At 64.9% G+C, this 12,905-nt stretch carries 15 protein-coding genes and 1 pseudogene; 8 read left to right on the top strand and 8 right to left on the bottom strand.

The annotated features are described in order from the left end of the window. Positions 1–94 precede the first annotated feature (94 nt). The gene (locus JQ617_RS35910; RefSeq protein ID WP_212030492.1) at positions 95–343 is read left to right on the top strand and encodes a hypothetical protein; all 249 of its coding nucleotides are present in this window, start codon (positions 95–97) and stop codon (positions 341–343) included. Positions 344–485: 142 nt separating this feature from the next. Here JQ617_RS35910 and JQ617_RS35905 read toward each other — a convergent pair whose 3' ends face one another. The 3 genes from JQ617_RS35905 to JQ617_RS35900 all read right to left on the bottom strand — a co-directional run bounded on the left by JQ617_RS35905 (position 486) and on the right by JQ617_RS35900 (position 1,219). Beyond that, a complete protein-coding gene (locus JQ617_RS35905; protein ID WP_212030491.1) occupies positions 486–692 on the bottom strand; it encodes a hypothetical protein in 207 nt (68 codons plus the stop codon). Positions 693–773: 81 nt separating this feature from the next. Next, positions 774–905, bottom strand: a complete 132-nt coding sequence (locus tag JQ617_RS40305) for a hypothetical protein (RefSeq protein ID WP_257787559.1) — start codon at positions 903–905, stop codon at positions 774–776. Between the two features lie 119 nt (positions 906–1,024). Beyond that, positions 1,025–1,219, bottom strand: coding sequence for a hypothetical protein (locus JQ617_RS35900; protein ID WP_212030490.1), 195 nt, complete (start codon positions 1,217–1,219; stop codon positions 1,025–1,027). A 94-nt stretch (positions 1,220–1,313) separates the two neighbouring features. Between JQ617_RS35900 and JQ617_RS35895 the strand changes: the two are divergent. Then, a pseudogene (locus JQ617_RS35895) lies at positions 1,314–1,822 on the top strand (DUF4142 domain-containing protein). 6 nt (positions 1,823–1,828) lie between these two features. Here JQ617_RS35895 and JQ617_RS35890 read toward each other — a convergent pair. Beyond that, complete coding sequence (locus JQ617_RS35890) at positions 1,829–2,125, bottom strand: hypothetical protein (protein WP_212030574.1); 297 nt, start codon at positions 2,123–2,125, stop codon at positions 1,829–1,831. A gap of 280 nt (positions 2,126–2,405) precedes the next feature. On the opposite strand from JQ617_RS35890, the gene JQ617_RS35885 reads away from it, so the two are divergent. Beyond that, on the top strand, positions 2,406–8,699 hold the full coding sequence (locus JQ617_RS35885) for a HAMP domain-containing protein (RefSeq protein ID WP_212030489.1): 6,294 nt from the start codon (positions 2,406–2,408) through the stop codon (positions 8,697–8,699). A gap of 14 nt (positions 8,700–8,713) precedes the next feature. Then, positions 8,714–10,204, top strand: a complete 1,491-nt coding sequence (locus JQ617_RS35880) for an HWE histidine kinase domain-containing protein (protein WP_212030488.1) — start codon at positions 8,714–8,716, stop codon at positions 10,202–10,204. On the opposite strand, the gene JQ617_RS35875 is transcribed toward JQ617_RS35880, so the two are convergent. Next, complete coding sequence (locus JQ617_RS35875; RefSeq protein WP_249157800.1) at positions 10,201–10,506, bottom strand: hypothetical protein; 306 nt, start codon at positions 10,504–10,506, stop codon at positions 10,201–10,203. The two genes, JQ617_RS35880 and JQ617_RS35875, sit on opposite strands and share 4 nt — an antisense overlap. A gap of 56 nt (positions 10,507–10,562) precedes the next feature. Here JQ617_RS35875 and JQ617_RS35870 point away from each other — a divergent pair, with 56 nt between their 5' ends. Continuing rightward, complete coding sequence (locus JQ617_RS35870) at positions 10,563–10,832, top strand: hypothetical protein (RefSeq protein ID WP_212030487.1); 270 nt, start codon at positions 10,563–10,565, stop codon at positions 10,830–10,832. 95 nt (positions 10,833–10,927) lie between these two features. Continuing rightward, a complete protein-coding gene (locus tag JQ617_RS35865; protein WP_063691767.1) occupies positions 10,928–11,161 on the top strand; it encodes a hypothetical protein in 234 nt (77 codons plus the stop codon). Positions 11,162–11,254: 93 nt separating this feature from the next. Here JQ617_RS35865 and JQ617_RS35860 read toward each other — a convergent pair whose 3' ends face one another. Both JQ617_RS35860 and JQ617_RS35855 read right to left on the bottom strand, forming a co-directional pair. Then, positions 11,255–11,464, bottom strand: a complete 210-nt coding sequence (locus JQ617_RS35860) for a hypothetical protein (RefSeq protein WP_212030486.1) — start codon at positions 11,462–11,464, stop codon at positions 11,255–11,257. 18 nt (positions 11,465–11,482) lie between these two features. After that, positions 11,483–11,701, bottom strand: coding sequence for a hypothetical protein (locus tag JQ617_RS35855; protein WP_212030485.1), 219 nt, complete (start codon positions 11,699–11,701; stop codon positions 11,483–11,485). Between the two features lie 115 nt (positions 11,702–11,816). On the opposite strand from JQ617_RS35855, the gene JQ617_RS35850 reads away from it, so the two are divergent. Continuing rightward, complete coding sequence (locus JQ617_RS35850; RefSeq protein ID WP_212030484.1) at positions 11,817–12,011, top strand: DUF3072 domain-containing protein; 195 nt, start codon at positions 11,817–11,819, stop codon at positions 12,009–12,011. Positions 12,012–12,097: 86 nt separating this feature from the next. After that, positions 12,098–12,376, top strand: coding sequence for a DUF6496 domain-containing protein (locus tag JQ617_RS35845; RefSeq protein WP_212030483.1), 279 nt, complete (start codon positions 12,098–12,100; stop codon positions 12,374–12,376). Positions 12,377–12,388: 12 nt separating this feature from the next. Here JQ617_RS35845 and JQ617_RS35840 read toward each other — a convergent pair whose 3' ends face one another. After that, entirely contained in the window at positions 12,389–12,751 is a 363-nt protein-coding gene (locus tag JQ617_RS35840; protein WP_026312964.1) for a hypothetical protein, read from the bottom strand. Positions 12,752–12,905: the final 154 nt, after the last annotated feature.

Here is a 12,905-nt window from a genome sequence, read left to right as displayed (position 1 = left end):
TACTCATTTGGGTATTTTTCCGACTCTTGGGGAACTCCCGCCCAATGAGATTGTTGAGCAAACTACTCATCTTACTCATTTTGCGTGACCGACCATGAATGACCTCCGCGCCGAGCGCCTTCAGGTCATGCTCTCACCCGAAGAGCTGGCCGCAGTTGATGATTTCCGGTTCAGGCACCGCATGCCGACCCGCGCCGCGGCGGTGCGCGAGCTGCTCAAGTTCGGGCTGGCGGCCGTAGGCGTAGATGCAGGCGCCGGCGTGAAGTCGAGCAGCTTCGGTGTGTTCGGCCGCGGCCCCGATGGCCATACGCAAAACGAGCCGGAAGAGGGTAAAGAGGACTGATCCCAACATCCCGCAAAAACAAAACGACCCCGGCACGGTGGGTGCCAGGGCCGTCCTTGGAGATTGCTTCCGGCGCACCGGGGCATGACAACCGGAAGCAACCCGTCGACTCGTCGCGCGCGGATTCGTTCCTTTGCCGGAGCTAGCCCGTCGGAGCGTCGCCGGAATCGTCCGGCATCACGCCGGAGCCCGGCGTCTTGCTCTTGTCGGTGAGTTTGGGATCGCGCGTTGCTTCGCGCGACGGCGATCCCTTCGGATCTGCCTTGTGCACGGTCTGGGCGCGCTGCTTGTCACGCGGCTGCTCCTCGCCGCGTTCGTCCCTGACGATACCATGATGCGAATTCGCCATGATGTCCTCTCGCCTCTCTGAATCTCTCGAGGCGTTTACGCGCAGGACCGTCGAACGTTCCGGCGCGCGCGAGGTCCGGCGCTAGCTATGTGCCGCATGGACCGCGGCAGATGCGTTCTCGAGATGCACCTGCCGCACCGTCGTCACCGTCGCGAACGCGACCGAGACGCCGAAGGCGAGAATGAGCGAAAGAAGAGCGAGACGCGGAGCCATTGCAAAATCTCCTTCTGGAATCGCAAATCGGCACGATTGACTTGTTCCCGGATGATCCTGGATCGGTCACTTCTAGTCCGTGCGCGGCCTCACACGCGGATTCACGGCGGCAGGATCGCCTATGCCTCCTGCTCCTGGGGGATACGGACCTTCATGGGCGGGACTTCACCGTCGAGCCAGTCCTGCTCCGCCGCGAGCGCCGTCCAGGCGTCAGCCATGCGCGAGTAGCGCTTGTAGGCCGGCTGCCCTTCGGCACGTTCGGCAAGCTGCAGGCAGTTGTCGGCGTTATCCCTGAAAATGTCAGACTGTTTCATCGATAAGACGTGGGGTCGGAACTCCTGCATCGCAACCGCCCTTACCGCATCGTAACATCAGGGGAACTTCGCACGGCATCGGTCATTGTCAGGGATGCGAGTTCTCGTCGCGATCGTCCTGATGTTCATCAGCACCGCCGCGCTTGCCGACAACACGGGCGAGCAGAGGCCGGACGGCCGTGCGCCGACGGCCACCGATGTCATCAGTGGCCTCTATGCCTTCAGCCGCTTTCAGCAGGGCCTTCTGGAGAGCACCGACCTGAAGGGCAATGCGGAGGTGAAGAACCTTGCCGCCTTGCGCGCCGAGGAGGCGGCCAAACGCGACAAGACGCTGAAGGAGATCCAGGCGGCGATCGGCGCCGAGCCGCACGTCGGCAAGACGGCCGCGGGCGCAAGCCTCGCCGAGCCCGACTCCTCAGAGGGCCCCGCCTACATACGCACCTTCTATGCCGCGCAGATCCCCGAATACGAGACCGCCATCACCCTGCTCGAACGCTACCTGAAGGGCCCGACAATGCGACGCTCGCGGCCTTTGCACGCGAGCAGCTTCCGGTGCTGCGCGCGCAGGTCAAGGACGCCGAGCGCACCATGGCGGACAAGTAGCCGCCCTCACTTGTCGTTGGGATGATGCTGCTGGCTCTCGGGCCGCACCGTGCGATTGCTCTCCGGCATCTTGTCCCGGCCCGCGTCCCCATTGTCGTCCTTGCCTCCAGAGGTCGACGTGCCGCTGCCGCTGGGGTTCGACCGGGTCGCTGCCCCCGTGGTCGGCGTATCCGCCCGCGGGGTGGCGGAGCTTGCGGCGGGATCGCCGGTCACCGAGCCGCGGCCGCTGGGCCCGCCACCCTGTGCCAAGGCCGGACCGGCGAGCAAGGTGATGGTCGCGATCGCTGTAAATGCTGCTTTCATATGCATGGCGCTCTCCCTGTCCCTGCTAACCGGGGGCCTGTTGCTCCGTTCCGTCCCCGGGAGTCGAGATCGGCGGCAACGAACCCTTAGCCAAGGCGGAAACTTTTTGGGCCCCGAATGGAACCAACGCGAACGGGCGCAGTTAATTTGGCCGGGCTGAGCAGAGGGTTCCATTTCGAAGCGCCGCAACGTTGGCGCTTGATTTCGAATTTGGCTGACGCTCTAGTTTGATCAATTGCGTCGTGGCGCGGATTCGGCCGACGCTTGCGGGGGAATCAGTATGAGCGACCTCGATCCCGGAACTGCATCACGGTCCGGTCGTCGCGTCCCAAAGCCTAAAACCAACGGAATGTCGGACCCGGACTCCCGGCCGGAATTGCTGCTCGCGCTCCAGGCGATGCGCAGCGGCGATTTCTCGGTGCGGATGAGCGGCGACTATCTCGGCATCGACGGCAAGATCGCCGACACCTTCAACGAAATCATCGCCGCCAACCAGCGCATGGCGCAGCAGCTCGAGCTGGTCGGCCAGGTGGTGGGCCGCGAAGGCAAGACCCGGCAGCGCGTCAAGTTCGGCCTCGCCTCCGGCTCCTGGGCCGACATGGAAGGGTCGGTCAACACGCTGATCGACGATCTGCTCTGGCCGACGCGCGAGGTGACGCGGGCGGTCGCGGCGGTGGCCCAAGGCGACCTGCTCCAGACCGTCAAGCTCGACGTCGACGGCCGGCCGCTCCGCGGCGAGTTCCTGCAGTCGGCGAACATCGTCAACACCATGATCAAGCAGCTCGGTGTGTTCACCTCCGAGGTGACGCGCGTCGCGCGCGAGGTCGGCACCGAAGGCAAGCTCGGCGGCCAGGCCCAGGTGCACGAGGTGACCGGCGTCTGGAAGGACCTCACCGAGAGCGTCAACTCGATGGCGAACAACCTGACCAACCAGGTTCGCAACATCGCCGAGGTGACGATCGCGGTGGCGAACGGCGACTTGTCGAAGAAGATCACCGTCGACGTCCGCGGCGAGATCCTTCAGCTCAAGGAAGCCATCAACACGATGGTGGACCAGCTCCGCTCCTTCGCCTCGGAAGTGACGCGCGTGGCGCGCGAGGTCGGCACCGACGGCAAGCTCGGCGGTCAGGCCATCGTCCCCGGCGTCGCCGGCACCTGGAAGGACCTCACCGACTCCGTCAACGCGATGTGCGGCAACCTCACCGCGCAGGTCCGCAACATTGCCAACGTCACCACGGCCGTGGCGCGCGGCGACCTGTCGCGCAAGATCACGGTGGACGTGCGCGGCGAGATCCTGGAGCTGAAGGACACCATCAACACCATGGTGGACCAGCTCAACTCCTTCGCCTCGGAAGTGACGCGCGTCGCGCGCGAGGTCGGTACCGAAGGCAAGCTCGGCGGCCAGGCCCAGGTGCCCGGCGTCGCCGGCACCTGGAAGGACCTCACCGACAACGTCAACTTCATGGCCTCGAACCTGACCGCGCAGGTCCGCAACATCGCCGATGTGGCGACCGCCATCGCGGGCGGCGACCTGTCCAAGAAGATCACGGTGAACGTCTCGGGCGAGATCCTTCAGCTGAAGGAAACGCTCAACACCATGGTCGACCAGCTCAACGCCTTCGCCGGCGAAGTCACGCGCGTCGCGCGCGAGGTCGGCACCGAGGGCCGGCTCGGCGGTCAGGCCAACGTGCTCGGCGTCGCCGGCACCTGGAAGGACCTGACGGAAAGCGTCAACTCGATGGCGTCGAACCTGACGGCGCAGGTCCGCAACATCGCGGAGGTGACGACCGCGGTCGCCGGCGGCGACTTGTCCAAGAAGATCACCGTGGACGTGCGCGGCGAAATTCTCGAGCTGAAGGACACCATCAACACCATGGTGGACCAGCTCAACGCCTTCGCCGGCGAAGTCACGCGCGTCGCGCGCGAGGTCGGCACCGAAGGCAAGCTCGGCGGACAGGCCCAGGTGCGCGGCGTTGCCGGCACCTGGAAGGACCTCACCGACAGCGTCAACTCGATGGCCTCGAACCTCACCGGCCAGGTCCGCAACATCGCCGAAGTCGCAACCGCGGTCGCCAAGGGCGACCTGTCGAAGAAGATCACGGTGAACGTGTCGGGCGAAATCCTTCAGCTGAAGGAAACGCTCAACACCATGGTCGACCAGCTCAACGCCTTCGCCGGCGAAGTCACGCGCGTCGCGCGCGAGGTCGGCACCGAAGGCAAGCTCGGCGGCCAGGCCCAGGTGACGGGCGTCGCCGGCACCTGGAAGGACCTCACCGACAACGTCAACTCGATGGCGGGCAACCTCACCGCCCAGGTCCGCAACATCGCCGAGGTCGCAACCGCGATCGCCGGCGGCGACCTGTCGCGCAAGATCACGGTGGACGTGCGCGGCGAGATCCTTCAGCTGAAGGACACGCTGAACACGATGGTCGACCAGCTCAACCGCTTCGCGGGCGAGGTGACCCGCGTGGCGCGCGAGGTCGGCACCGAAGGCCGCCTCGGCGGCCAGGCCAACGTGCCCGGCGTCGCCGGCACCTGGAAGGACCTCACCGACAGCGTCAACTCGATGGCGGGCAACCTGACCGCGCAGGTCCGCAACATCGCCGAAGTGACCACCGCGGTGGCGCGCGGCGACCTGTCGCGCAAGATCACCGTGGACGTGAAGGGCGAAATCCTCGAGCTCAAGAACACCATCAACACCATGGTGGACCAGCTCAACGGCTTCGCCGGCGAAGTGACGCGCGTTGCGCGCGAGGTCGGCACCGAAGGCAAGCTCGGCGGCCAGGCCGAGGTGCCCGGCGTCGCCGGCACCTGGAAGGACCTCACCGACAACGTCAACTTCATGGCCTCGAACCTGACGGCCCAGGTCCGCAACATCGCCGAGGTCGCGACCGCGATCGCCGGCGGCGACCTCTCGAAGAAGATCACGGTGGACGTCCGCGGCGAGATCCTGCTGCTCAAGGACACCCTGAACACCATGGTCGAGCAGCTTCGCTCCTTCGCGGCCGAAGTGACGCGCGTGGCGCGCGAGGTCGGCACCGAAGGCCGGCTCGGCGGTCAGGCCGTCGTGCCCGGCGTCGGCGGCACCTGGAAGGACCTCACCGACAACGTCAACCTGCTGGCGGCGAACCTCACCACGCAGGTCCGCAACATCGCCGAAGTGACCACGGCCGTGGCGCGCGGCGACTTGTCCCGCAAGATCACCGTGGACGTGAAGGGCGAAATCCTCGAGCTGAAGAACACCATCAACACCATGGTGGACCAGCTCAACGCCTTCGCCGGCGAAGTCACGCGCGTGGCGCGCGAAGTCGGCACCGAAGGCGAGCTCGGCGGCCAGGCCCAGGTGCCCGGTGTGGCCGGCACCTGGAAGGATCTCACCGACACCGTCAACTTCATGGCGGCGAACCTCACCGAGCAGGTCCGCGGCATCGTCAAGGTGGTGACCGCGGTCGCCAACGGCGACCTCAAGCAGAACCTCACCGTGAAATCGAAGGGCGAGGTCGCGGCGCTCGCCGACACCATCAACAACATGACCGAGACGCTCGCGACCTTCGCCGACCAGGTCTCGTCGGTGGCGCGCGAAGTCGGCGTCGAGGGACGGCTTGGCGGTCAGGCCGACGTGCCCGGCGCGGCCGGCACCTGGAAGGACCTCACCGGCAACGTCAACCTCCTGGCGGCCAACCTCACCTCGCAGGTGCGCGCGATCGCCGAAGTGGCGACCGCCGTGACCAAGGGCGATCTGACACCGTCGATCCAGGTCGACGCCCGCGGCGAACTCGCCGAGCTGAAAGACAACATCAACACGATGATCACGAATCTCCGTCTCACGACGGACGTGAACACCGAGCAGGACTGGCTGAAGACCAACCTCGCCAAATTCACCAACATGCTCCAGGGCCAGCGTGACCTCGCGACCGTCGGCCGGCTGCTGTTGACCGAGCTGTCGCCGCTGGTGAACGCCCATACCGGCGTGATCTACCAGATCGAGAGCGAGGACAATCCGCAGCTCCTGCTGCTCGCCTCCTACGCCGGCGACGGCATCTATCCCTACCAGCGCGTGCTGCAATTCGGCGAAGGCCTGATCGGCCAGTGCGCGCTCGACCGGCGGCCGCGCGTGGTCGCAGACATTCCGACGGACGTGGTGCCGATCAATTCCGCGCTGTTCCGCGTCGCCCCGAAGAACCTCGTGGTGCTGCCGGTGCTGTTCGAAGGCCAGGTCAAGGCGGTGATCGAGCTCGCCTCGCTCACCTCCTTCACGACCTCGCAGATGACCTTCCTGGAGCAGCTCACCGACTCCATCGGCATCGTGCTCAACTCGATCGAGGCGACGATGCAGACCGAGGGCCTGCTGAAGCAGTCGCAGCAGCTCGCCGGCGAGCTGCAGACCCAGCAGCGCGAATTGCAGCAGACCAACGACCAGCTCGAACAGAAGGCGCAGCAGCTGGCCGAGCGCAACGTCGAGGTCGAGCGCAAGAACCAGGAGATCGAGCAGGCCCGCCGCGCGCTGGAGGAAAAGGCGACCGAGCTGGCGCTGACCTCGAAGTACAAGTCCGAATTCCTCGCCAATATGAGCCACGAGCTGCGCACGCCGCTGAACTCGATTCTGATCCTGGGCCAGCAGCTCACCGACAATCCGGACGGCAACCTCACGGGCAAACAGGTCGAATTCGCCCGCACCATCCACGGCGCCGGCACCGATCTTTTGAACCTCATCAGCGACATTCTCGATCTCTCCAAGATCGAGTCCGGCACGGTGACGGTCGATGCCGAGGAGATCCTGACCGCCAACCTGCTCGAGACCGTCGGCCGGCCGTTCCGCCACGAGGCGGAGAACCGCGGCCTCTCGTTCAAGATCGACGTCGACCCGAACCTCGCGCGCAGCATCGTCACCGACTCCAAGCGCCTGCAGCAGGTCCTGAAGAACCTGCTCTCCAACGCCTTCAAGTTCACCGCCGAAGGCGAGGTCCGCCTGAAGGTCGCCGCCGCCGTCGGCGGCTGGGGAACGGATCACCCGGTGCTGAACTCCGCACCGGCCGTGATCGCATTCGAGGTGTCCGACACCGGCATCGGCATTCCCCTGGAGAAGCAGAAGCTGATCTTCGAGGCGTTCCAGCAGGCCGACGCCGGCACCAGCCGCAAATATGGCGGCACCGGCCTTGGCCTTGCCATCAGCCGCGAGCTCGCCAGCCTGCTCGGCGGCGAAATCCATCTGCGCAGCTCGCCGGGCAAGGGCTCCTCCTTCACGCTCTATCTGCCGCTGAAATATTCCGGCCCGACGCTGGCGCCGCGCGCGCCCTCGCCGCAACAATACAGCCAGCCGCCGGCGCTGCAGCCGTCCGCACCGGAGCAGCAGCGCGTCATCGAGCAACTGCCCGACGACCGGCTCAACCTCGAACCCGGCGATACCATCCTGTTGATCGTCGAGGACGACCCGCATTACGCGCGCGTCCTGGTCGATCTCGCACGCGACAAGGGCTTCAAGGTGCTGGTGGCGGCACGCGGTGCGGAGGCGCTGGAGCTTGCCAAGCAGTACCAGCCCCGCGCCGTCTCGCTCGACGTGTTCCTGCCCGACATGCTCGGCTGGACGGTGCTGAGCCAGCTCAAGCACAATCCGCTGACCCGCCACATCCCCGTGCAGATCATCACGCTCGACGAGGACCGCCAGCACGCGCTGGCGCGCGGTGCCTTCTCCTTCGTCAACAAGCCGACCACGACCGAAGGCGTCGCGGCGGCGCTGACGCAGATCAAGGAATATGCGCGTCCCAGACGCAAGCGGCTCCTCATCGTCGAGGACAACGAAGCCGAGCAGATGTCGATCCGGGAGCTATTACATCACGACGACATCGAGATCGTAGCGACCGACACCGGCGCCGGCGCACTCACGATGCTGCGTGAGGCGCCTTGCGACTGCGTCGTGCTCGACCTCCGCCTGCCCGACATGAGCGGCTTCGAGGTGCTGGACCAGATCCGCAATGACGAGGCCCTGTCGAACGTTCCCGTCGTGGTCTTCACCGGCCGCGAGCTCTCGGCGGAAGAGGACGCGGAGCTGCACACCATGGCGCGCAGCATCGTGGTCAAGGGCGTGGAATCGCCGGAACGCTTGCTCGACGAGACCGCGCTGTTCCTGCACCGCGTGATCACGGAACTCCCGGTCGAGAAGCAGCGCATGCTGGAGAAGCTGAACAGTTCCGACGAGGATCTGATCGGCAAGACCGCCCTGCTCGTCGACGACGACGCCCGGAACATCTTCGCGCTGTCGAGCGTGCTGGAACGGCGCGGCATGAAGGTGCTGACGGCGACCACCGGCAGCGAGGCGGTGACGCTGGTCGAATCCAATCCGGAAATCGCCATCGTGCTGATGGACATCATGATGCCGCAGATGGACGGTTATCAGACCATCGGCGTCATTCGCGAGAACCCGGCCTTCGCCCGGCTTCCGATCATCGCGCTGACCGCCAAGGCGATGAAGGGCGACCGTGAGAAATGCCTGGAGGCCGGCGCGTCCGACTACCTCGCCAAACCCGTCAACACCGATCAATTGCTGCTTGCGATCCGCATGTGGCTGCATCGCTGAGTTTGGATCCGCGAATGGACCACGAAAAGGTCAACATCCTCCTCGTCGACGACCAGCCGGCCAAGCTGCTCGCCTATGAGGTGATCTTGAAGGATCTCGGCGAGAACCTCGTGATCGCCTCGTCGGGGCGCGAGGCGCTGGAGGTGCTGCTCAAGACCGAGATCGCCGTCATCCTGGTCGACGTCTGCATGCCCGAGCTCGACGGTTTCGAGCTCGCCGCCATGATCCGCGAGCATCCGCGCTTTCAGAAGACCGCGATGATCTTCATCTCGGCCATCCAAGTCAGCGACATCGACCGCTTGCGCGGCTACGAGATGGGCGCGGTCGACTACGTGCCGGTGCCCGTCGTTCCCGAGGTGTTGCGCGCCAAGGTCAAGGTGTTTGCCGAGCTCTACCGCAAGACCCGCGAGCTCGAGCGGTTGAACCGGGATCTGGAGGATCGCGTCCGCGCGCGCACGGCGGAACTGGAGAACTCCACGGCAAAGCTGCGCGAGAGCGAAGAACGGCGGAGCATGGCGATCGCCGCCGGCAAGATGGGGTCCTGGGACTGGGACTGGATCACCGGCGACTGGATGTGGGACGAGGGCCAGTACCGCATCTTCGGCGTCGGCCCGGAGAATTTCGAGGTCAACCCCGCCAATGTCCAGGCCCTGCTGCATCCCGACGACGTCGATCAGCTGCGCAAGGCCGTCGCCGAGTTCAACAAGGGCACGCGCGCCTATGAGGCGGAGTTCCGCATCATCAGGCCCGACGGCGATGTGCGCTGGTGTGTCGGCACGGCCGCCGCCACGGTCGACAATAGCGGCCGCGTAGTGCGCGTCAGCGGCGTCACCGTGGACATCACCGAACGCAAGCGCGCCGAGGAGCGGCAGAACCTGCTGGCGCGGGAGGTCGATCATCGCGCCAAGAACGCGCTGGCGCTGGCGCAATCGATCGTGCGCCTCACCCGCGCCGACGAGGTCAAGGCCTATGTCAACGCTGTCGAAGGGCGCATCAATGCGCTGGCGCGCGTGCACACGATCCTGTCGCTGTCGAGCTGGCAGGGCGCCGAGCTCTCCAAGCTGATCGACGAGGAACTCGCGCCCTATTCGCTCGGCGGCCAGATCAGATTGGCAGGTCCCGAGGTTCAGCTGGTGCCGGCGACGGCGCAGACGCTGGCGCTCGCGCTGCACGAGCTCTTCACCAACTCGGCCAAGTATGGCGCGCTCTCGACGCGGTCAGGCCGGCTCCTGATCGGCTGGCAGGTCGAGGACGACCATCTCACGCTGACATGGGAAGAGTCCGGAGGTCCGCTGGTGAGGACTCCGAAGTCTCGCGGCTTCGGCACGCGGAGCCTGCTTGCGAGCGTGGAGTCCCAGCTCGGAGGCCAAGCGCAGTTCGATTGGCGCGCCGAGGGCCTGTTGTGCCGCCTTGAGGTGCCCTTGATCCGAAAGAGCGCGGCGACGAGCACGTCGGACAAATTCGAGGCGGCCGGCTCCGACGAATTGCAGCGCGCATCCGGTTAGCCGGACGCGGCCGTCGTCATCTGCTGCAGCGATCGCGGCTCGCAAGCGACCCGCCCTTCGAGCCAGGCTTCCGTTCGCGCGAGATCACGTAGTGCCTTCGCATAACGGCGCGCGGCGCTACGCTCGGCTCCGCGGGGCAGCTTGCGCGCCTTGCGCAACATGTCTGCGGCCGCATTCCGGTACGCCAGCGAACGGTAAAGATAGACGACCTTACCCATAGCGAATGTTCCCGTGTTGATGGCCTTCATCCTCGCAAGCCCGGCATGAACGTCGGATGAAGCCGCCGATGACAATTCCTTCATGCGAATGGAACCCGCGGCCACCATGCGCGTTGCATGTGCAATCGAGGGTTGGTTCCATGCGTGCGAACAAGACACCCAAGAAGCCGACGAGCCTGATCTCTGCCACTGGCGTCATCAAACTCGTGACCCATGCGATGATGGGCGCGGCTCTCGGGCTCGCATTCGGTCTCGCGCTCACCTTGTCCAATCCGGCGGTCGCCAATTTGCTCAATCACGGCGGAAGCCAGGCGATGCTGGTCTTCACTCTCACATTGGTGACCACGTTCGCGATCGGCGCGACGCTCACAGGCCTCGTGTTCATCATCGACGAGGACAAGGAATCTTGAAGCGCGCGTGAATCCGGCGGGCGACTTTGTCGGGAACTCCTGTGACAAACGGCAGTTGGCTGCCTGCGTCAATTTAACCCAGGGAGTTCCCGCGCATGAAGACGACCAAGCTCGCTCTCGCCGTGATGTTGGCAACCGGCCTTGCCGCCGCTCCGTTTGCCGCGCAGGCCAAGTCGCACAAGGCGAAACACGGATCCTCGATGTCATCATCGCAGACCACGGGCGCCAACACGAAAACCAAGAGCCCCGATGCTTCCGGTCAGGGCGGCTCCGGCCCCGGCTCCGATCAGGGCGGCACCATGACCAAAGGCACGGGCACCGCGAAGTAAGGCGCTGCAATTGTCGAAGGCCTCGCATCTGCGGGGCCTTCGTACTTTGGTGTTCGACACAATGCGCCTGACGGCACGTCGTCCGCGCACACGCTAGCCGCGTTGCGCAGTGGTGATGTTCAGTGCGCCGTTCGCGGAATTCATCTTCACGAGATGGTCGAGCTGCGCCCGCTTGCGCGTGATCAGTAGCTGAGCCGCAGCATCGTCGAGCCCCTCGCGCTGCAATTGGCGGATCGCGGAGCCCAGTTCGAGAATCTCGGCGCGCAGCTTCAGGATCCGGTACGTGTCCGGGTCTTCCTCCATGGCGCGCTCCCAAGGCTCTCAGCGGCGCGCGATCACGCGCACCGGATCTACTTTCTTGAGGGGACGAAGCCGGACACGATCGCGGACATCCGGCAGCACATCGCTACCCCCAGCCGCCTTCCACTCGCCGATCAGCAGATTGATCTTCTGGCGCAGCTCCATCTGCGCCAGGGCCTTTTCCGTGCAGTCGCGATCGCGGTTGACGAGGTCGCGCACAGTCGCCTCGACGCCGGCCATCTCCAGCCTCAAGGCACTGATTTTACGTCGGATTTGATTAATTCTGTTGTCCATGGCTTGTTAGAACAAAATAAGAACATATAGTCAAGTCACGATTTCAGAATGGAGAGCGGACATGCAGGTTCAGGGCAAATACGACGCCAAGGCTTTTCTGATGGAGCAGATGACCCGGGCGCAGGGGCTGAAGCTGAAGCGGCTGAGCGAAGAGACGTATCAGCCCGCACAATATGCGCGGGACCTGTCCTTTGCCGAAGCCGCGCGGCGCATCAGGGTGCTTGAGGCGGAGATCGATCTCGCAAACTCGTTCTAGGCCGCGCGCACTTCCGCAGCTTTGCTGACGCAATTTCGGAACGATGCCTGTGTCGGGCGGTTTCTTCCGGCGAAGGGAGAACATGCATGGCACGCAAGGCAAAGAAGCGCCGCTACTCGCGCAGCGCCGGCAGTGATGTCGAAAGCGAAATGCGCCGCTACAAGAAGGGGACCGCGAAGAGCGGCCGTGGCGGTCGCGGCGGACGCGTGAAGAGTCGCAAGCAGGCAATCGCCATCGGACTGTCCAAGGCCCGCAAGAAGGGCAAGAAGGTCCCGAAGAAGGCCTCCAAGCGGAAGACGGCGAAGAAAACATCCAAGAAGAAGACGACAAGGAAATCGTCGAAGCGCAAATCCAGCAAGCGGTGATGCCAACCGGCGTCAGATCATGCTGCCCGGCATGAAGCAGCGGATCGAAATCCCGAACGCCGTCTTCACCGGCCAGACCATCGTGCGCCCCGCCCGGTTCGGCTCGGTGATGACGGCTTCATCCGGCACATCCACCCACTGACCGTCGAGACGCACGCGATAATGTCCGTCATGCGACTCCCAATCGGGGTCGGAGACCGCAAAGCCGTCGGCGTCCGAGCAGCACGGGCCGAGATGGCTGCGCAGACTGTCGAACCACGGCTTGAGCGGCGAATCGGCGTAACGGCCGTCGTCGCGACCCAGCGCGCTTCCAGCCGACAGCACCAGGGGCGCCACGAGCAGCGCACGTCTCAGCGAAAGCTTCAATCGATCCATGTCGGCACCGATCAAATGCGAACACCGGCCGGTTCCACTAAGCGGCCGGACGTTCGGAACTCCACCCCCTGCAGGTCATATATGAGTCCAAAGTCTGACGAGTGAACGCGGCTTTTTCGGACGAACCCGTCACCAATGCTGCCGTTGACGAGAA

The sequence above is a fragment of the Bradyrhizobium sp. KB893862 SZCCT0404 genome (assembly GCF_018130885.1).
Lineage (GTDB): Bacteria > Pseudomonadota > Alphaproteobacteria > Rhizobiales > Xanthobacteraceae > Bradyrhizobium > Bradyrhizobium stylosanthis.
This window is presented reverse-complemented; position numbering and strand designations above follow the sequence as displayed.